General features: G+C 48.0%; 18 protein-coding genes and 1 tRNA gene. 8 read left to right on the top strand and 11 right to left on the bottom strand.

Annotation, left to right across the window (positions count from 1 at the left end; genetic code table 11):
- Window positions 1-16: 16 nt before the first annotated feature.
- Together FJ023_05590 and FJ023_05585 are read right to left on the bottom strand one after the other, a co-directional pair.
- Window positions 17-1,978: a DUF1080 domain-containing protein gene (locus FJ023_05590; protein ID MBM4446809.1), complete on the bottom strand. Its 1,962-nt coding sequence runs from the start codon at window positions 1,976-1,978 to the stop codon at window positions 17-19.
- 85 nt (window positions 1,979-2,063) lie between these two features.
- Entirely contained in the window at window positions 2,064-3,404 is a 1,341-nt protein-coding gene (locus FJ023_05585; protein MBM4446808.1) for a zinc ribbon domain-containing protein, read from the bottom strand.
- Between the two features lie 407 nt (window positions 3,405-3,811).
- On the opposite strand from FJ023_05585, the gene FJ023_05580 reads away from it, so the two are divergent.
- A complete protein-coding gene (locus FJ023_05580) occupies window positions 3,812-5,041 on the top strand; it encodes an MFS transporter (protein ID MBM4446807.1) in 1,230 nt (409 codons plus the stop codon).
- 2 nt (window positions 5,042-5,043) lie between these two features.
- Here the strand turns inward: FJ023_05580 and FJ023_05575 are convergent, their stop codons facing one another.
- The 6 genes from FJ023_05575 to FJ023_05550 form a co-directional block, all read right to left on the bottom strand.
- A complete protein-coding gene (locus tag FJ023_05575) occupies window positions 5,044-5,877 on the bottom strand; it encodes a pantoate--beta-alanine ligase (GenBank protein MBM4446806.1) in 834 nt (277 codons plus the stop codon).
- 6 nt (window positions 5,878-5,883) lie between these two features.
- On the bottom strand, window positions 5,884-6,717 hold the full coding sequence (gene panB, locus FJ023_05570; GenBank protein ID MBM4446805.1) for a 3-methyl-2-oxobutanoate hydroxymethyltransferase: 834 nt from the start codon (window positions 6,715-6,717) through the stop codon (window positions 5,884-5,886).
- Between the two features lie 38 nt (window positions 6,718-6,755).
- Window positions 6,756-7,148: an aspartate 1-decarboxylase gene (locus FJ023_05565; GenBank protein MBM4446804.1), complete on the bottom strand. Its 393-nt coding sequence runs from the start codon at window positions 7,146-7,148 to the stop codon at window positions 6,756-6,758.
- A gap of 20 nt (window positions 7,149-7,168) precedes the next feature.
- Window positions 7,169-8,038, bottom strand: coding sequence for a DUF2520 domain-containing protein (locus tag FJ023_05560; protein MBM4446803.1), 870 nt, complete (start codon window positions 8,036-8,038; stop codon window positions 7,169-7,171).
- Window positions 8,035-9,000 (bottom strand): P1 family peptidase, encoded by a 966-nt coding sequence (locus tag FJ023_05555; GenBank protein ID MBM4446802.1) that lies wholly within the window; start codon window positions 8,998-9,000, stop codon window positions 8,035-8,037. Before FJ023_05555 ends, FJ023_05560 begins: the two co-directional genes overlap by 4 nt.
- 213 nt (window positions 9,001-9,213) lie before the next feature.
- Window positions 9,214-9,288: transfer RNA gene (locus FJ023_05550), tRNA-Gly, on the bottom strand.
- Between the two features lie 159 nt (window positions 9,289-9,447).
- On the opposite strand from FJ023_05550, the gene FJ023_05545 reads away from it, so the two are divergent.
- Entirely contained in the window at window positions 9,448-10,383 is a 936-nt protein-coding gene (locus tag FJ023_05545) for a recombinase XerD (GenBank protein ID MBM4446801.1), read from the top strand.
- 84 nt (window positions 10,384-10,467) lie between these two features.
- On the opposite strand, the gene FJ023_05540 is transcribed toward FJ023_05545, so the two are convergent.
- On the bottom strand, window positions 10,468-11,319 hold the full coding sequence (locus FJ023_05540) for a hypothetical protein (GenBank protein MBM4446800.1): 852 nt from the start codon (window positions 11,317-11,319) through the stop codon (window positions 10,468-10,470).
- 103 nt (window positions 11,320-11,422) lie between these two features.
- Here FJ023_05540 and FJ023_05535 point away from each other — a divergent pair, with 103 nt between their 5' ends.
- From FJ023_05535 to FJ023_05510, 6 genes are all read left to right on the top strand, one after another.
- The gene (locus FJ023_05535; GenBank protein ID MBM4446799.1) at window positions 11,423-12,433 is read left to right on the top strand and encodes a hypothetical protein; all 1,011 of its coding nucleotides are present in this window, start codon (window positions 11,423-11,425) and stop codon (window positions 12,431-12,433) included.
- Between the two features lie 10 nt (window positions 12,434-12,443).
- A complete protein-coding gene (locus tag FJ023_05530) occupies window positions 12,444-13,604 on the top strand; it encodes a ParB/RepB/Spo0J family partition protein (protein MBM4446798.1) in 1,161 nt (386 codons plus the stop codon).
- An 82-nt stretch (window positions 13,605-13,686) separates the two neighbouring features.
- Window positions 13,687-14,388, top strand: a complete 702-nt coding sequence (locus FJ023_05525; protein MBM4446797.1) for an integrase — start codon at window positions 13,687-13,689, stop codon at window positions 14,386-14,388.
- Window positions 14,375-14,881 carry a hypothetical protein gene (locus tag FJ023_05520; protein MBM4446796.1) on the top strand — a complete coding sequence of 169 codons (507 nt, stop codon included), beginning with the start codon at window positions 14,375-14,377 and terminating at the stop codon, window positions 14,879-14,881. The genes FJ023_05525 and FJ023_05520 overlap by 14 nt, the downstream gene beginning before the upstream one ends.
- A 317-nt stretch (window positions 14,882-15,198) precedes the next feature.
- Window positions 15,199-15,666 carry a hypothetical protein gene (locus FJ023_05515; protein MBM4446795.1) on the top strand — a complete coding sequence of 156 codons (468 nt, stop codon included), beginning with the start codon at window positions 15,199-15,201 and terminating at the stop codon, window positions 15,664-15,666.
- A 653-nt stretch (window positions 15,667-16,319) separates the two neighbouring features.
- Window positions 16,320-16,559, top strand: a complete 240-nt coding sequence (locus FJ023_05510) for a TM2 domain-containing protein (protein MBM4446794.1) — start codon at window positions 16,320-16,322, stop codon at window positions 16,557-16,559.
- Between the two features lie 740 nt (window positions 16,560-17,299).
- Here FJ023_05510 and FJ023_05505 read toward each other — a convergent pair.
- Window positions 17,300-17,521, bottom strand: coding sequence for a hypothetical protein (locus FJ023_05505; protein MBM4446793.1), 222 nt, complete (start codon window positions 17,519-17,521; stop codon window positions 17,300-17,302).
- 285 nt (window positions 17,522-17,806) lie between these two features.
- Window positions 17,807-19,617, bottom strand: a 1,811-nt coding sequence (locus FJ023_05500) for a tetratricopeptide repeat protein (protein ID MBM4446792.1), incomplete at its 5' end; no start/stop codon positions are given.

Genomic DNA, 19,617 nt, shown 5'->3' with positions numbered 1-19,617 from the left:
TCAGCAAGAGGTCTAGCTAAGGAACGTGAAAGCTTGCCATAACCTTCTGGAATAACTGGGAGTAGGAACCGTAGTCTGCCGGTGGCGTCACTCTCAGCTCGATGCTATATTTCATTCCATCGACGATTGTAAATAGCTGGCTGCTTCTGTACCTGGGTTTTTCTGCCTCCTCTTGATACACGCACTCTACAATTCTGGCGCTAATTCCCTGGTGAGTTACAGGGTTGTTGGAAATAAGTTCATAGTAGAAATCGTTCTGTTTTTGGTAGTCTGTTATCCCACTGACAAGATCATCCAGTATAACGCTCCCTACAGGTAGGACGGATGTACTGATAACTGCTTTGCCGCCTGGCTCTGTTATGAGGACAGTCCCTAGGAATTCCATAAACGTATTCAGCGACCAGGATGAGGGATATTCAACGGAGAATCCGAAGGCATCACTTGAATATAGGAGCCATTCGCCGGTGGATTCAGTTGAAGTGCCTTCAGATGCTGCTTCTTCGGCAGATGTGGCCTCGGAGGCAGTTGGTTCAGTGACGGACGTTTCCCCCAGTGCTCCTGCCGGATACAGCTTGAGATTGTCGAAACGGTATTCCGTTGTGGGGGTGGACTCGTTGGTAAAGACTTCCAGTGCGATTTCTCCTGCGGATAAGCTGTTGTCTTCAACGGTGGCAAGTTTGTGACCGTTGGCGTAGACCTCGATTGTGGTCCCCTTGCAGACGACCTTGAGCTTATTGGTGGATGTGCCGGTCTTAATGTAGTCTGATCGTGTCCAGTCTTTAAGCTTGCTGAATTGTCCACTAACTGACTTTCCTATATCGTATTCGCCCTTGCTGTTGACAAAAAACCCGTAGTAGTTGTCTGCATCTTGAAACCGGAAAAGAATGCCACAATAGTTAAAATCCATGCCTTCGGGTATCTTCCTAGCATCGACTTCAACGGCGAAATCGGTCTGTTGGCTTATGTTTTCATTTGTTGTATATGTCCAGTTACCTCCCTCTTTTCTGTACATGACTAGCTCGCCATTCGAATATGCCACGCCTCCCCAATCGCCTGAACCAACCCACCAGCCGCTGTTGGAGCTGCTGAAGTCGTCTTCGAACAGCGGCTTTCCGCTCGGCTCTTTCTCGACTGGTGTCTTGAGGGCGTAGACCCTGAAATTGTCGAAACGGTATTCCGTTGTGGGGGTGGACTCTTCGCTGTACACAGATAGGGCGATTTGGCCTGAGACGAAGGTGTTGTCCTTGATGGTATTGACCTTGTGGCCGTTGATGTAGAAATCCATCTTTTGTCCTTGGCAGACCACCTTAAGCTTGTTTGTGGAGGTGCCGGTTTTTATGTAGTCTGATTCGGCCCAGTCTATCAATACAGTCCATTTGCCTTCCACCCTTTTCCACACCGAGTACTTGCCCCTTGGCTGGACGTAGAACCCGTAGAGGTTATTGTTGTCCTGAAGCCGGAAGAGGATGCTGCAATCGGTGGTGTCTTCTCCCTCGGGTATTTTCCTAGCAGCGACTTCGACGATGAAATCGGTCTGCCGGCCTATATTTTCGTTGTCTGCATACCCCCAGCCTGCGGTTTTCCTCTGCATCTTCAACTCGCCGTTCGAATATCCTGTGCTTCCCCAGTCACCTGAACTCACCCACCAGCCGCTGCCAGTGTTGCCGAAGTCGTCCTTAAATACCAGCTTTTCTGGGGCGGAGCCGGCAAACCACCACCAAGCGGCAATTCCCAAGCCGACAACTACTACCGCTGCCACTGATATAACTAGCCACCTAAGTCTAAATTTGCCAGCTTTTTTCGGTGCTTCGGTCGGTATCTCATGTACGGGCGCAGTTTCAGTGGGGGTTATTGGCTGGGGCTTTGCCGGAGCCCTGGCTTTGACTCGCTTGGGTGTCGGTCCCATTGGGGCACCACAGCGATAACAGAACTGGTCGTCGCTGTATATTTCATATCCACATTTCTTACAGAATGGCATGGTCTCACCTCCTCGGCGCTTAGTTTTGATTTCCGATTTCAACTAACAGAAAGGTCATCATATAATTATTTCTTTAGATATTAGATTACTCAGATGCTTCTACTACCACATGTATCGGGCCATAGACACCTGGTGAAAAACCGGTTCGTGAATTTCTCTCGCAATTCCACTCATTATTAGTATCTACCGCATGTAGACCATACCAATAGGCACCTGGTGCAGATGGAGCATCGGAGAAGGAGCCGGTATAACTCTTACCGGAGACAGAGGTCGTCTTAATCGGTCTGAAAGACACCCCAGCAGTACTATCCTCTCGCCATAATTCCACCTGCTTTAAGCCAATATCATCTGAGACGCTATAGGAGAAAGTGAGAGTTTCACCTTGCTTGATCGAAGTGGAAGGAACAGAGAAGGAGGTGACATTGGGATAATTGTCAATTGTGGCTAATCCTATCTTGTATAGCTTGAAATTGTCGAAATGGTACTCGATGGCGGGCGTTGACTCTACACTGGTCACCGAAATGGCGATTTTACCTTCAATGAAGGTGTCGTCATTGGTGGTGTCAACCTTGTGGCCGTTGATGTAGAAATCCATCTTTTGTCCCTGGCAGACCACCTTAAGCTTGTTAGTGGAGGTGCCGGTTTTTATGTAGTCTGATTCTGTCCAGTCTATTAACTTAGTCCATTCGCCTCCCACCTTTTTCCACACCGAGTAATTGCCCCTTGGCGCGACGTAGAAGCCGTAGAAGTTCTTGTTGTCCTGAAATCGGAAGAGGATGCTGCAATCGGTGTTGTCTTCTCCCTCGGGTATCTTCCTGGCATCGACCTCGACGATGAAATCGGTCTGCTCGCCTACGTTGTCATTTGTTGAAAACGCCCATAACGCCGTTTTTCTGTGTATGGCGAGCTCGCCATTTGAATACGCTATGCCTCCCCAGTCGCCCGATTCTACTAACCAGCCATTGTCGGTGTTGCTAAAGTCGTCTTTAAATACCAGCTCTCCCGGTGAGGAAAAGGCGAACCACCAAGTAGCAACTCCCAGGGCGACAACCGCCACTGCTGCCCCTAGGATAATTGGCCACCTGATTCTAAGTTTGCCGGCTTTTTTCGGTGCCTCTGTTGGTATCTCTTCTGCGGCCACAGTTTGAGTTGGGACTATTGGCTGGGGCTTCATAACCGGCCACCCGATTCTACGTTTGCCGGTCTCTCTCTGTGGTTTGATTGGTGGTTTTCCTGGGGTTGACACAACTTCTTGCTTCGTTGCAAGAGGCTCTGGCGTGATTTCTTGTGGGGTGGGCTTTTTCGGAGCTTTGACTTTGCCTCGTTTGTCTGCCTGTCCGACTGTTGGTCCCACCGGGGCTCCACATTCATAGCAGAACTGGTCATCACTGTCTACTTCATGTCCGCATTTCCTGCAGAACGGCATGGTCTCACCTCCTCAGCGCTTTAGTTTGGAGTTCCGATTTCAACTCACAATGAGGTGTCAGCATTCTTCATGACTCTTGGCACAGATTATAGACCATAGTAGTTGGTTTGCCAAGACTTCACCCAGTGTCATTCTGAGCCCCGATGCAATCGGGGCGAAGAATCTCGTATAGCTCAGGATAAATTCCGCGTGTCAATATCTTGTTTTCCCCATCACCGGGATTGCCACGTCGTCCTTCCGTGGAAGGACTCCTCGCAATGACAGAATAAAAAACGTTCATCGTAATGATACCCCCTCTTGTCATTGCGAGCGAAACGTGGCAATCTTGGGGGTTTAAAGTGGTTGAGTAATAAGCTGCTGACATGCATAGTAAGGTGCTTGACAAGGGTGCTATACTTAATGGTCTTATGAGGAAGCAGCAACAACTTACGGAACGTAAACGCATTTTTGGACTTAACCCAAACATATTTTTCCTGGGGCTTGTGAGTTTTCTCACTGATGTCAGCAGTGAGATGATTTTCACACTTCTTCCTTTGTTTCTGGCCAATATACTGGGAGCGGCTGCAGTTGTCATTGGCTTTATTGAGGGAGTGGCTGAAAGCACAGCCTCTTTGCTCAAAGTTGTCAGCGGCTGGCTCAGCGACAGGCTGGGCAAACGTAAATTCTTAGCTTTTGTCGGTTACGGGTTGTCTACTCTGGCTAAACCATTTATGTATATAGCCACAAACTGGGGGCTGGTGTTGGGGGTGAGATTTGCCGACCGCTTCGGCAAGGGTGTACGCACGGCACCACGTGATGCGCTGGTAGCCGATTCTGTTTCGGCTGAGCAGCGAGGCAAAGCCTTTGGATTTCATAGGGCTATGGATACCTCCGGCGCTGCCATGGGGCTTGTTTTTGCCGCCATTGTCGTCTTCTTTCTCCAGAGTGGTACTCTGGAGCTGATTCGAGGCACTTATCAGTGGCTGGTGCTGATTGGCATTATCCCGGCAGTGCTGTCGCTGTTTATTTTTTTCTTTATTCGCGAGGCTAAGAAAAATTCAAGCCCGCAGAGCTACTCTGAGTGTTTGCCAAAAAGCTCTCAGGACACGAAGACTGGCTTTGATAATCGATTCAAGCTTTTTCTGGGCATAATGTTTTTATTTACTTTAGGCAATTCCAGCGATGCTTTTCTCATTCTGAGAGCACAGAACCTGGGTAACCCTGTACTCTATATACTCTTGATGCTCATACTGTTTAATGTCGTCTACGCAACAGTTTCCATACCTGCTGGAATACTGTCAGACAGGTTGGGCAGACGTAGAATTATAGTGCTTGGGTGGTTGATTTATGCTCTCGTTTATCTTGGCTTCGCCGTGACATCTGCCTCGTGGCATATATGGCTGCTTTTTGCCCTATATGGAGTCTACTATGGGCTTGCCGAAGGTGTAGCGCGAGCTTTTGTCGCTGACTTAGTGCCTGAAGACAGGTGCGGCACCGCCTATGGTCTTTTTCATGGTGTAGTTGGCATCACTCTCTTACCGGCCAGTATCATAGCCGGATGGCTGTGGCAGACAATCAGTCCGGCAGCGCCCTTCTATTTCGGAGCTGGCTTAGCATTCCTGGCGATGATTGGATTGCTAGCGCTGGTTCGCGAGTGATTTTATTCCAGCACTATATTGTCTATAAGTCTGGTCTTACCGACTCTAACTGCCAGCGAAGCTAGTGCCGGTCCGTCTATTTTTGATAGTTCTTCCAGAGTCTGGGCATCGGCAATGCTGACATACTCGATTTTAGCCAGTGGCTCTTTGCTGATGAGAGAAGTCATCTGTTGACGTATAGTCTCAGCGTTTCTCTCGCCTTCTTCCCACAGGTTTCGAGCCAGGGTAAGAGCCTTAAACAGGACGGTAGCCGCTTGTCGCTCTTGCAGGTTTAGGTAAATGTTACGGCTGCTCATAGCCAGCCCATCGCTCTCCCGAACAGTTGGTGCTACGATTACTTCCAGATTCATGTTGAGGTCGGCTACCATCTTCTTGATAACTAATGCCTGCTGGGCATCTTTCTGGCCAAAATAGGCTTGTGTAGGCTCGACGATATTAAATAGCTTGGCAACTACAGTAGCCACCCCCTTGAAATGCCCGGGACGGTAGCTGCCTTCAAGTCGGTCGGTAATTTTTTCCACCTCCACCCAGCTGCTGAACGATTCAGGATACATCTCTTCAGCCGATGGCATGAAGACGATGTCTGCCCTCTCTTTCCTCAGCATAGCCAAGTCGCGCTCTGTGTCGCGGGGATAAGCTTTGAAGTCCTCGGTGGGACCGAATTGGGTGGGATTGACAAAAATGCTGGCTACGACGATTGAGTTTTCAGCTCGAGCTTGCTTGACTAAAGCCAGATGTCCCTCGTGAAGATAGCCCATGGTGGGGACGAAGCCTACAGAGCCGAAGCTCTTCATCCTCAGGGCTTTCATCTCAGCGATGGTTTTGGCTATTTGCATGGCCGTTCAGGCGCGTGCTAATTCTTCAAGCAGGCTCTCATCGATAGTAGAGCTATGTTCGGCGGTAGGGAATTTACCTGCTTTGACTTCAGCCATATAATCAGCGAGGGCAGTTTTGATAAAACCGGCTAACTGGGCAAACTGCTTGGCATGCTTGGGCACAAAGTCGGAAAACAGACCAAGCATGTCGCTGATTACCTGCACCTGGCCATCGCAGTCAGGACCGGCACCGATGCCGATAGTGGGAATGCCTATTTTCTGCGTAATTAGCTTGGATAGCGGTGCTGGCACAAGTTCGAGGACAACGGCGAAGGCGCCAGCTTGTTCCAGTGCTCTAGCATCTTTAAGCAACCGCTCGGCAGCTTCGGGAGTTTTGCCCTGCACTTTATGCCCTCCCAGTTGATGTACAGATTGTGGAGTTAGCCCGATGTGTCCCATGACCGGTATGCCGCATTCAACAATTCGCTTTACCGTCTCGGCAACAGTCACGCCACCTTCCAGTTTAACCGCCTGTGCTCCTCCCTCTTGAATGAATCGTGCTGCGTTGCGCAGGGCATCGGCAGTATTTGTGTGATAGGTCATAAACGGCATGTCACCTATGACCAGAGCTTGCTTGGTGCCTCTGGCCACGGCTTTGGTGTGGTGTATCATCTCGTCCATTGTTACCGGAATGGTTGATTCATAGCCCAGCATGACCATGCCCAGACTGTCACCGACTAAAATCAATGGTATGCTGGCCTCATCAACCAGTTTGGCGGTGGAATAGTCATAAGCGGTGAGCATGACTATCTTTTCTTTCTTTGATTTCATTTCCTTTATTTCGTTAATACTAACTCGCATTTTCACTCCTCCTCGGCACTAGAAAACAGTCTGTTCCTTTATAGCGTTGATAACAAATCTTTCGTCCAGTCTCTTGTGCCTTTGGCGTCAACGATTCGATTTTCTGAATTTATATATACCAGTCTCGGAGTGGCTGTGACAGCTTCATCATCAGTAACCACATGGTAAGACAGGATAATAACAATATCGCCCTTAGTCACGAGTCTGGCGGCAGCACCGTTAAGACAGATTTCTCCCGAACCTCTTTTCCCTTCAATTACGTAAGTATGGAATCTGGCACCGTTGTTGATGTTCAATACATCAACTTTTTCGTAGGGGAGCAAGTCGGCTGCTTCTATCAAGTCCTTGTCGATGGTGATGCTGCCCTCGTAATCGACGTTGCATTGTGTAACCCGAGCCCGATGGATTTTGCTTTTGAGCATTGTTCTCATTCTTGTCTCCTCGTTTTGTTTTATCTCAGTAAAGCTTTTAGCTCTTCTGCTCTTTTCGAATCTATTTTCCCTTTAGCCTGTGCGATCGGTACGGTCTGCAGCCCCAACTCTTTGTAGATGCTAAGCAGTGATGGCGCTTGTTTTTCTAACGATTCTAGATGTCTGCTTATAGTGCCCAGGTCGCCTCTGGCGATGGGTCCGGTGAGGCAGTTTGGCAAGCCGACGTTTTCGATATTGCTTAACGTGCCCCGTAGCAGAGGCATCAAGGCTTTGGTTGCTTGTGCTGACGGTACCTCAAATGTCTGCCATAAGTCTGTAGCTAGTTTGACCAGAGTCACCAGATAGTTGCAGGCGAAGACGGCTGCCGCATGGTATAGCACTTTATCACCAGCCTTGAGGATTACCCAATCTCCTTCTAAAACGGTAGCCATCTCCTTAAGTGTGGACGATAGTGGCTCTTCAGCTTCAATGGCGAAGGTGGAACCTGGTATATTCTCTATTGCCTGGTCAACGCTGGCAAAAGTCTGCAGGGGATGGAAACAGCCTACGTTAGCTCCTAGCTGTTTTGCTGGTTCCAAAATGTCAATGGAGTGGGCGCCACTGCAGTGAACCACGCTTTGTCCATTGTGCCATTTGGTCTCAGCAGCTACCTTGGAAATGGTGTCGTCTGGGGTGGTAATGAAAACAAGCTGAGCGACATCGGCTACCTCTTGGACTGCTTTGTAAGCCTGGCAGCCGTTTATCCTTCCAGCCAGCTTTTCTGCTGAGGTCAAGCTCCGACTGGATACGGCAATTACCTGGTATCCTTGCTGCGCCAGCCTTACAGCCAGTGCCGTACCTGTTGTCCCGGCACCTATAAAACCAATTGTCGGCGCATTCTTTGGTCTCATTTCACGTCCTTAATTGCCGGTATTCCGGCAAGTGTTTCTGCTTGCTGTACTGCCCGGACTATGGCCTCAGACACCACCTCGGCAGCCACCGAGCCGAGAATGGTGATATCGCTTATCTTGTCACCCAAAGACAAAGCAAACATGGTATCGCCGTCATGCATTGTATGGCTGGGGTTGATAGCCCGGGCTATGCCGTCCTGTGCCATCTGTGCCAGTTTATTCACCTGCTCCTTATTCAAGTTAGCGTTGGTAGCCACCACACCCAAGGTGGTATTGGTGGGTAGAGGGTCTCTTCTATAACTATAAACTCCCCCGGTTAACAGTTCGACGGTGCTAAGGAAACCATTACTCACTTCGTTACGAGGGCCAGCTAAGATTTCTCCTGTTTTGTGATTGATGATATCGCCCACGGCATTGACTACTACCAGGGCAGCGACAATTATGTCGCCGCTTATTTTGCAGCTGGCTGTGCCCAAGCCGCTCTTGGTAGCCCTTTCTATACCTAAAGCTTTGCCTACTGTGGCGCCAGTGCCGACACCGACACAGCCTTCAGCTACTTCTTTGTCAGTAGCAGCCAGGCAAGCCTTATAGCCCTCTTCAATTCCCGGCCTGACGTTAGGTTTACCAATGCTCAAATCGAAAATAATGGCTGTGGGCACAATAGGCACCTTAGCTACCAGAGTTTCATAGCCGATGCCTCGTTCCTCGAGATGTCGCATCACGCCACCGGCAGCATCCAGCCCAAAAGCGCTACCGCCGCTGAGGAGAATAGCGTGAACTTTTTCCACCAGATTCATCGGTCGCAACAGATCAGTTTCCCTGGTTCCTGGTGCCGAGCCTCGCACATCAGCCCCAGCAACAGCTCCTGCCTCACACAGAATCACGGTGCAGCCAGTAGCTGCGTCCTTATCGGTGTAATGTCCTACCTTTATTCCCTGAATATCGGTTATAGCGTTATACATCGTCCTAAAAAAGAGAGCCTTCTCAGCATTGCCGAGAAGGCTCAATAAACACTACCCCTATTTTCCGTCTCGGTCATCGCTGATCCAAGCGGCCTTTTTATTTGTTTTAATAAAGGCTCACTGCCCTATGGTCAATGGCGATTATAATGATAGAGAATTCTCTCCGCTTTGTCAATAACTAAAAGGTCATACTTCGTTGTGAGGCTGGCAGTTTGGAGCGGGAGACGGGACTCGAACCCGCGACAGCCTGCTTGGAAGGCAGGAACTCTACCACTGAGTTACTCCCGCGAAAAACAGCTTCATTTTAGACCAAAAAAACAGCTTCGTCAAAGGGGGGTTCCTGCTTCGTTAAAAAATCTGGCAAAAGAGCGGCATGATATCTTACAGTTAATTGAAGGTTATAGATTATGCGCCAGGGCAGAGGGCAAGAGCGATAAAACCATTGTCATGGTGACCAGCAGCGTCAGCTACCTGGAGCAGTTTCTACGATCACAGCGAAAATCCACCGCCGTCGAAGATATCGGCGCTGAAGAGATGAGGACCTTTGTGACTTATCTGCAGAGCAAGAGGCGCTATAGCAACCATCCTTTTGTGAGGCAATGCCAGAACGGACTGTCTGATGACAGCATTAATTGCTATATCAGATCCGTTCGTGCTTTCTGGTCCTGGTTAAAAGAGGAAACAGTTGTTTGTGAGACACCGTTCACCAAGGTTAAGATTCCCAAGGCTTCCCGAAAGATAATACGGTCATTTTCGGATGCACAACTCCAAGAGTTTTTAAAAGCCATCGCCGTCGATACCCGAGAAGGGTATCGCGACTATGCTATGGTGCTTATGTTTCTGGATACGGGCATAAGGCTGAGCGAACTGACCACTCTGAGACTAGGCGATATCTGTCTGGAAGAGAGGATGATGAGAGTCATGGGCAAGGGAAACAAGGAGAGGATGGTTCCTTTCGGGAAAGGGGTGCAACGCGTACTCTGGCGTTATATTAACCACGTACGACCGGAACCATCCCTGATCAGGGAGAATTTCTTGTTTCTTACGGCGGATGGCAGACGTTTGAGTAAAAACAGGGTAGAGGTCAGGATGAGGAAGTACGGATTAAAGGCAAAGATATTAGGAGTGAGGTGTTCTCCGCATACCTTTCGTCATACCGCTGCCATTAGTTTCTTAAGGAACGGGGGAGACGTCTTCAGCTTGCAGAGGCTTCTGGGGCACAGTAGCCTGGAGATGACACGACGCTACTGTGAACTCGCTGATGTCGATGTTCAGAATGCCCATGCCACAGCAAGTCCTGTAGATAATCTCATTCATATTTCTCCTTCAGGCAACGGGGTTGTTACTTGCAAAAAGATTTTCACTGCTTCTGTAAGAACTTGAACATCAGGCTACCAAGTGACAATCGCTGGGCAGCAAGTCGTGAGCCAGAGAACGTTATTAATATTTGCGACGTTCCCCGAATGCTTATGCGGGGGGATTTTTAGGTTTGATTTTGTGCTGATACGGCTTTACTATTCGCTGGCGTACCTGGTTTTTTTGTGATCTGCAACGTTTGAGCAGCTTTCGCTCTTCAGATTCTTCGTGGTTGGGATAAAGATTATCCACGACCTCGATACTCTCTGCTTCCGTTAACTTGCTTTTGTCAGCTTTGAGCTGTTTTGCTGTAGTTATCAGTTCTGATGATCTCAATCTCCGTGGAGACTGGTAACCCAAGCGCCGAGATAGCTCTCGCCCCAGATTTGAGGCTGCCCTTTGCAGATCACTGGCAGCTTCCGGGGGATATTCAGCAGGAGTCTCCACTCTCATATGGAAGGCGGCGTCGCGTGGTGGCCTCGACGAATCGGTCAGTGGTTCTAGCGGAGGCGCAAGATCTATAACAATCATAGTTGTCTCTGAAGATCCGTGCTTTTGTATTACATAAAGACCAAGATTTCGTGCTTCATAACAGAGCCAACTCAGAAATAGCTCATTGGTATTTTCGGTTACGACACGGATTCGTGGCCAGTTAGACTCAACCATAAACAAATTATTATCGGGGGAATATTCTTTGATTAGGCATGCCATCTGTACCGTCCAGGGGGCGAGACCGAATCGAGCTCCTACCATCTCGCATTTTTCGCACCATTTAGGGTACTCTGACGATGTATCCCTCTTTTGCCGATCTTGAAACCATTCGTCTCCAGTATATAGAGATGTTCGACCCAGAATCTTGAGTCCTTCGTTACGCAAAGCTATGAGTTCACCTGACATCTCGAAGGCTGTATATCGCTCTAAGACGTGCCTTCTCCATCTTTCGTCGGGGGTTATTTTTGGCATCTCCTGGCTACCCTTTTTAAGCGCTGCTTAACGTCGACAGCTAATTGTATCCTTTGGCCCATAATGGAGTTGTCTTGAAAATTTACCAGTTATTTTGAGCATAATGAAAATAGAACCAGATGTCAATAGAAGTCTGAATGGGCAGAGATCCAATGCCACTTTGATCGATAGTCTCATCCAGTTCGAGATATTTTGTGGAGCCGCTGAATCTAGGAGTAGCAAGAGTATAGATTTGACCGTACTTGTACTCAAGAAATTGAAGGCGTATTTGGAGGCTAATAAACTTTCAATAGATGCAAAATATGTTGGTCCTAATGAGATTAGAGGTTTCATCTTGTACCTGAAAGGATGCCATCGATATGTCGGTCATCGATTTACACCACATCAAGAGAAGCCGCTGAGTCCACAAACGATAAATTGTTATTATCGGGCGTTGAGGGCTGCTTGGAACCGTTGGGTGTCGGATGAGCTTGTGGAGCAATCGCCATTCCACGGATTAAAAGCTCCAAAGTTTCCCAAGAAGGTCATCCCCTGTTTTACGAAAGCGCAGATCTGGGATTTGTTAGCCGCTATCGATGTATCTACATCCGAAGGTTACCGAGACTACACACTGCTCGTCCTTTTATTAGATACAGGGTGTCGTCTTTCTGAGGTCACCAATCTTAGACCAGGCGATATTGATATGACCAGGAGATGCATCAAAGTCATGGGAAAAGGAAGCAGAGAGCGTATTGTACCCATCGGAACTAAAGTACTGAAGTTACTTTGGAAATACATTCACAAACATCGACCGGAACCACCTTTACCCTCTTATGATCGTGTATTTCTCACTAGATACGGCATGCCTTTGACTAAAAATCGCGTGGAATCGAGGATGAAGAACTACGGGAAAAAGGCTGGGATAACTGGTGTTCGTTGTTCACCACATACATTGAGGCATACTGCTTGCCTTTTTTGGATCCGCAACGGCGGCGACATTTTTAGCCTCCAGCAGATAACAGGTCACAGCAGTTTAGATGTGCTCAGGGGATACGTAAACCTTGCCCAATCGGACGTTAGCGAAGTCCACAAAAGGTGTTCGCCGGTGGACAACCTAGACATTAAAACGAAATAGGAGGTGCCAATTGAAAATTGAATTTAAATCACAGGATAGTAAGTTGGTTAAATTGCATGTGGCGGATATCGTTCCCGACAAAAACCAGCCTCGGAAGAACATAGATACAGAAATGATTAAAGAATTGGCACGAAGCATTGCTGAAACAGGTCAGATAGGTCCAATTGTTGTAAGGTCTCTGAAAAACGGTAAATATTTGATTGTTGTCGGTGAGAGACGTTGGAGAGCTGCAATAGAAGCTGGCCTGCAGTATGTGGATTGTATCGTAAGAGTAGATATCGATGATCGCAAAGCTCTTGAGATGCAGTTAGCTGAAAACTATCAGCGCGAGGATATTCCTCCTCTAGATCAGGCTCGGGCTTTCAAAACTTACATCGACAAGTACGAGGTGTCACAAAGAGAGCTGTCAAGGCGAACTGGGATTCCGCAACGTACGATTTCCTCTAGGCTAGCCTTGCTTTTACTTCCAGTGAGCATGCGTGCTCAATTAGAGGCTGGCCACATAGGGCCGCACGAAGCTCTCATGATTTCAAGCTTTCCACCAAGCCATCAGGACACCGTGTTATCTCTGGTGGCATCTGGGAAACTGGGTGGTAGGGCTCTTAAAAGCTTGTGTACCTTGAGCAAAGCAGAACCGAACGTGACAATCGATGAGCTCATACAGCAGATGGAATATGGGTCCTTCGAGCTATCCTTGCGGACTACTAGAGTACGCGCACCTGTTGATTCCGTTACCCCATCGCCTAACTCTGGAAAAGGCAAATCACCACTGTCGGCGAGCGAGTGGCGGGACCTCAAGGACCTGATCATAGTAGCCAGAGCAATCGGAGCTAAGAAACATGAGGGATGTGAGTGCCTTGAAGATGACGGCAGGTGCGGATATTGGGGTTGGGAGAGCCGAGAAAGCATTCCGGAAGGAATCGGTGACGAAGCCGTGCATCCTAAAAAGGATGGAGAATGGTTTATAAAACCATCAATCTTGTTTTGCGCTATGTGCAGCAGCGAAGCCCTGCACATAGCCTTCATGACAAGGTGGAAACTTGACCATGACCCTCTCGCCGACCTGCAACGCGAATTCACGTGTGACTGTGGAGCAACAGGAAAAGTCGCAGCATGTATTAAATGTACCGAGTGTAACAAGGAGACCTGGCTAGGATGGTGGCCCGAATAAGCCGAGTCATAGATAGGATTCAGATAGGATTCAATGAATTGTAGGTAATTAATCACAAGCAATCGGAATAGATAATCAATCGATGGAAAGTTATTTAAGTACGAAAGATATTGCACATTTAGAGCAAGCAGCATCATCTGTCAGAGACAAGTTGCTCATCAGGTTGTTGTATCGTTTGGCTTGCCGTATCAGTGAGGCTTTGGCATTAAAAGTTGAAGATTTAGATTTAGGCACAGGCTTGGCTACCATCATCCACCTGAAGAGCCGCGTCAGACTTTTCTGCCCTAGCTGTGGAACCAGGCTGGGCAGAGCTCACTGTTTTTGCCCCGGGTGCGGCAATAAGGTAGACGAAGCCACTAAGAAGGAATTGGAGCACAGACGCTTAAGAACTCTGCCCATTGATGCCGAGACAGTGAGGATGCTGACGGACTATATCAAACGGGGTGGCCCTGTGACCAGAGACGGAGTTAAGCTCATCTTCGGTATAAACCGCCATCGTGCTTGGCAGATAATAAGAGACTGTGCTGAGAGGGCAGACTTGTCTCCTCTACTAAATCCTGAGACAGGTGAAGTACGCGGTGTAAGCCCCCACCGGCTCAGAGACGCCTTCGCCATCCGGGCTATGAAAATGGATGACTCTGGAGATGGCCTCAGACTACTTCAGGAACACCTGGGGCATGCCTCGTTCAATACTACGGCTAAATACCGCAAGGTAGCCGGCCAGGAACACCGCGAGTGGTACGACAAGCTCTGGAAGAGGGATTCAGAAGATGTTACCTCTTAGGCCCAGGAGAGGCGGCTTCCTCAGGCCATTCGGCTGCGGTACTTTCATCCGGGAATTTCTCATGGGTAACGCGCCCTTTGGTTCTCCCTCTATAGACCCAGGGATTGGAGCTCCACAGGCTGACATCTTCCACTATTACAAGATGGCACGTCTTGAGTTCACCGCGACGGATCGGGCTACCAGGCAAGAGGAGCGACAGGCAAAACGGCAGAAGAGAGCCATAAGCCCCGACAATATCGAAAGGATTGCCAAGAAGAAAATGGAACGCATCCATTGGAAGTCACACGGCTGCAGGTATCACTCATTCGTTACTTATTTCTCGAATTTGCAGCGGTTGGGTTATGTCGAGGAGAGCGGAGTTGAGGAGCATTCCAGCCTTCAAGACTACTATCCCCAAGGTCAGCCACGGAAGTTCTACCGCCTCACGGGTGCTGGCATGGCTGCCCCTGAAAGCGACTGGGCTGACCCTTACGCTGCCCTCTACGGTAGATGACCATAGACCCTACTAATGCCGTCGTAAACCTTCAGTAAGGCTGTAGGACTTCATTAAGACCAGACTATAGCCGAAGACACATGTTGCACCTGTAACTGACGCCAGAGACCAGCTTCCGCATCCATGATATATGTATAAATGTAGCTATATCTAAATAATGCACATTAGCTCATATTGTTCAATAATGAAGTTGTCAAATACGAAGCACCTTAACAACTGAATAGCTGAAGTCCAGAGCCTTGCTTTGAGACCAATAGAATGCCCTAGCCAGCGTTAACAGAGCTAGGGCAAACCTAACACAGAAGGGAGTGCCAACTATGCTAGATTGGGCAAACTATAGCAAGATTGCAGAGAAGTTTCAACACAAGGCGAAGCCAGAGGACAGAGAGGACTTAAGGCAGGATATTATCTTAAGGCTTGCCGAAGTCGAGGCAAAGTATAACGGTAGTGGCAACAGCTTAACTGAAGGCGGCATGGTGAGAGTAGCCAGCTATACAGTAATGGCATACTGGCGGGAAATAATGAGACTGCCGAAGATAACCAGTCTCAACGGGACTGTAGATGATGGCGAAGGCAACGAGACAGAGCTTTGCCAGATGCTAGCCGATGATAAGGCGATAGACGTTGATGCTTGGCTTGATGCCAAACTGTGGCTGTATAGAGCACCGCCTAGACTGATTAAGATAGCCTATAGAAAGGTAAGCGGATTGCCTCTTGCCGATAACGAGAGAAACTACCTATACCAGCAAAGGAAAAAGTATCAAGCAAAACTAGCTTTTATCTAACGTTTTGGCTCGGTTTTGGAACTATATTAGTGAGAGGCTAAAGCCTCTTGCGGAGTATCTAACCGATGCCAGCGGATTGCGGGTCGGCAAGGCTCTGGACAACCGAATAAGGCAAAACTACTTTCGAGACAAGGCTTGCTTTGGGCTTTCAGCCTTGCCTTGCCTACTCGTTTTGTCTCTAGCTTTTTGAGACTATCTCAAGCGGTAGTGCTAGCGGTTGCAGGCTACCGATAAACAGGCAAGAGACAATAAGAGAGCAAGAGCAAAAAACAAAGTAATAATTATCTCGAATTGAAGGGAAAGCCTTGCCAAAAAACTGAATAGTTTGACTATAGACAATCACAGGCAAAAGAGCCTCTGAAGTGTAGGGGGTTCTTTTGCCTTTTTTTGTGCCTTTTTCACAAGGGCGTAGGTCTTTAGACCTACGCCCTTTTTTTATTTTCCGAAGACCAGTTTCATGACCCTTACTATTCTTCGCAAAGCTCAGAGCTCACCACGAGCCCCAGGAAAGCCTTCCAAACCACCGGGGATATCCAATTCCCCTCATCTCCCACCGCCAAAGCCCCATATTTCAGCCTCGGACTGCTGCAGCCTATTATTAGTTTCTCACGCGACCCTACACAAACCAGGCGATTGTGTGCCTATCGCCAGCTATGGTAGACTTCAAATTGAAGAAACCGAAGGAGGTATTGAAGATGGCTATAAAGAAGGAATGGCAACGCCAGTTAACCATCCTGGTAATATCTTTCCTTGCTGGCTATTTTGGTCTGGACCGTTTCTACCAAGGACAAATCGGATTGGGTGTCTTAAAGCTGATAACATGTGGAGGCATGGGAGTTTGGTATCTGGTTGATGCGGCTATCGCTGCATACAGATTTGGTAAGATTAGTTAACCTGGGAGTTCAACAGGAAATCCCTAGCCTTCTAAACGCAAAAGGCGTTTTACTGAACTTTTTAGACAACTGTTGCTTTGTAGTTCATATTTCTCCACCCATGAGGGTAAAAATCATCAGCGTTATCGCTACTAAGATTACGCTGTAATAGTAAAGCCACGGTTTTTTGGTACGATAGAAATAAAACAAAACGCCTATAGTCAATATAACTCCGACTATATATGGCACGACTGGTAAGGAATACAACAGTATCCCAATAGTCACAAGGACTACGGCCGTTGGCACCGTCATAAAAATTGCCTTAATAAGTACTGGCAACTTTGTGCGGAAAATAATCCACGAAATCAAAGCGATGATAATCACGAACAGAATATGTCTCGCTATGGGTAGCCACCGGGGTACAGGCTCGAAGTCATCCGGTATAAAGAGACCGATAAATTGAAATACCAGATAGTTGAATAGAAAGGTAAGATTCAGCAGCACAAAGCCAAAAAACGCTACCGCCAGAGCTGATAGAATATTCTTGGTGTAAGGATGTTTAAATAGATTTCTGATTCCCTTAGTAGATATGATATTTAGCTCCTTAACGATTTATTGTTTTCGAACTGGCGTCAGGATTAGAACACTGGCATAGGCATAAAAGGTGGTATTTCAGATCGTATCATATTTCTTATATTAACAGTTTCTTCGAATATCTCAAGTTACTATTTCGTTACTTCCTGCTGAGTACCGTAGGCTTGTCACTTAAGACTTTTTCTCTGGGTTAACCATTCCCAAACAAGAAAAGCGATCAGTAAAATGCCAAGAACAAGATTCAGCAAGGCTACGGGATAGAAGACCGTGCCACGGACAATAAACAGGTGTGTGCTTTGCAGAGTATCACCGTAAAGCCTAAGTATGACAAAGTTCCCGATAAGCACCAAGGCGATGACTAACAGCAGCAAGGGAAGCGTATTCCTCATGTGTCCGCCAACGAGTCCGTTAAATTGTAGGACAATTACATCGGCAAGACAACTTCCAAATCGAGCAGATTTAGAGGGGTGATGGAAAGGTCTCCAGCCTTGCTCTTACGACTGGCGTCATAGGTCCGATAGTTAGCAGCTAGGTATCGTTGTCTCATAGTGAGATTTGAATCATCATCAATGTGTAGCTGTGGTTAGGAATTCTCTCCGAGGTCACTAAATGAGTGAAAGTGCAACAAACGACGTTTTCAGGAACATTGTTGCATAGGCGAGCTTGTCGAGGGTTTATCTTCCAGAGCGCTGGGAGCGCTTGCGCGTCGGCTTTTCAATCTGCGCCAGGTCTTCTTGTGCTTTTTTGAGCCAGCCGTCAGCGCCGCATTCCCCATAGATTTCTATAGCTTTGCTCAGCTTATCTTTGGCTCCCGGCAGGTCGCCCTTTCTTTTGAGCAGCTCGGCATAGAGGGCGTGAGCCCTTCCTAACTCCCACATCGTGCCGTTATTGCTATCTGTTTCAATGGCTTTCCTGACCCAATCCTCCGCCTCAGACATGTGCTTATCATCGATATTTAGCAGTATCTCTGCGATATGTTTTGATATTATGCCATCCCAGTATTTTGTATAATTTATATCCGCCTGCACATATAAAGATTCCAAATCAACGTCCTTCTCATTATTCAGCACCTTAGCCCTGGCCAAAGCTACTCTACGGTATATCAACCAGGAGGGTGCCAATCTAAGGCTTTCTGCCAAGGAAATTGCCCTACGATAGAGTTCCTGGCATTTCGCATATTCTCCCCTGTCAAAATAGACCTCACCCAGGCCATAATTTGCAAGACCACCCCAGTTAAAAAGGTTAACACTGTCGCAGTAATCTACTGCTTTCAGCAGGTGCTCCTCGGCTTCATCCAGGAAGCCCTTGTAATAACAAGAGTAACCGTGACTGGTGTATGCGATTAGTTTTGAAGTTATATCACCGCTCTCTTCGGCCAGCTTCAACGCCTCCTGGCCGGTCTGATATGCCAGGTCAATCTTTCCTTGAAAACCATAATTGAACCAAGCTATAGTGCTTTTAAATGTTGCCACTCCCCAGATACTATTTGCCGCCGTATTGATCTCCAAACCTCTCTCAAAATGAGGAAGGGCACGGTCAAACTCACAAGTTAATCCTAGACCACATCCCAGCCAATATCGTGTATAGACTACATTAACAAGATCATTCAGCTCCTCGCCGATCTTCAGTGCCTGTTCCAGATACTTTAAGCCAGTGGCGAAATCACCCTCAATATTACACTCATACATACCCATTATGTTGTATATTCTGCCGATCCCCCTTTTATAGTCACGCTTCAAAGCCAGTTCAACCACCGGCTCGACTGCTTCCTTTGCCTCAACCCAATAGTTCACACTTGTGTAATACATTCCAAGTGTCGCCCTTGTATCGATTATCTGCTTCTCCATGTCTCCCGTACGCGGCAGCCTCTCAAGGCAGGCGACTCTCTTCTCACCGTAGGCAATCGCGTCGGCAAATGAGACTGCACGCTCACCTTTCCTTGCCGCCAGCCGGCAATAGTCAGCCCCCTTCTCGTAGTTCTCGCCTGCGATGTAATGAGCGACCAGCGCCTCGTAATGCTCATCCGGGCTGTCTTTATATATCTCCTCGATGGCATCGCCTATGTCCAGGTGAAGCTTCTTTTTCCTCGCCGCCAGTATCGAGTTGTACACCACCTCGCGGGTCAGCGCATGCCTGAAGATGTAGGTTGACTTCGGGTATATCCCCCTCTCGTAGATAAGCTCGGCATCCTTCAACGCCGACAGATGAGACAACAATTCCCTCTCTGATATACCTGTTACCCTTTTTATCAGCTCGAAGCTGAACTCCCTCTCGATGGCCGAGCCTCTCTGAAGCACACTTCTGGCGGCATCGGGCAGAGAGTCAACCCTGGCCATGATGACATCCTGAATGGTGCTGGGTATGGTTACATCGTGAATATCTTTGCGTAGACGGTAGATACTATCCTTTTTCTCGATTATCTTGAGGTCTTTGAGCGACTTTATGAACTCCTCGATGAAGAAAGGGACGCCCTCCGTCTTCTCCA

The sequence above is a fragment of the Chloroflexota bacterium genome, assembly GCA_016875875.1.
Lineage (GTDB): Bacteria > Chloroflexota > Dehalococcoidia > GIF9 > UBA5629 > 9FT-COMBO-48-23.
The sequence above is the reverse complement of the archived record's forward strand: the minus strand, read 5'-3'. Positions and strand labels throughout refer to the sequence as shown.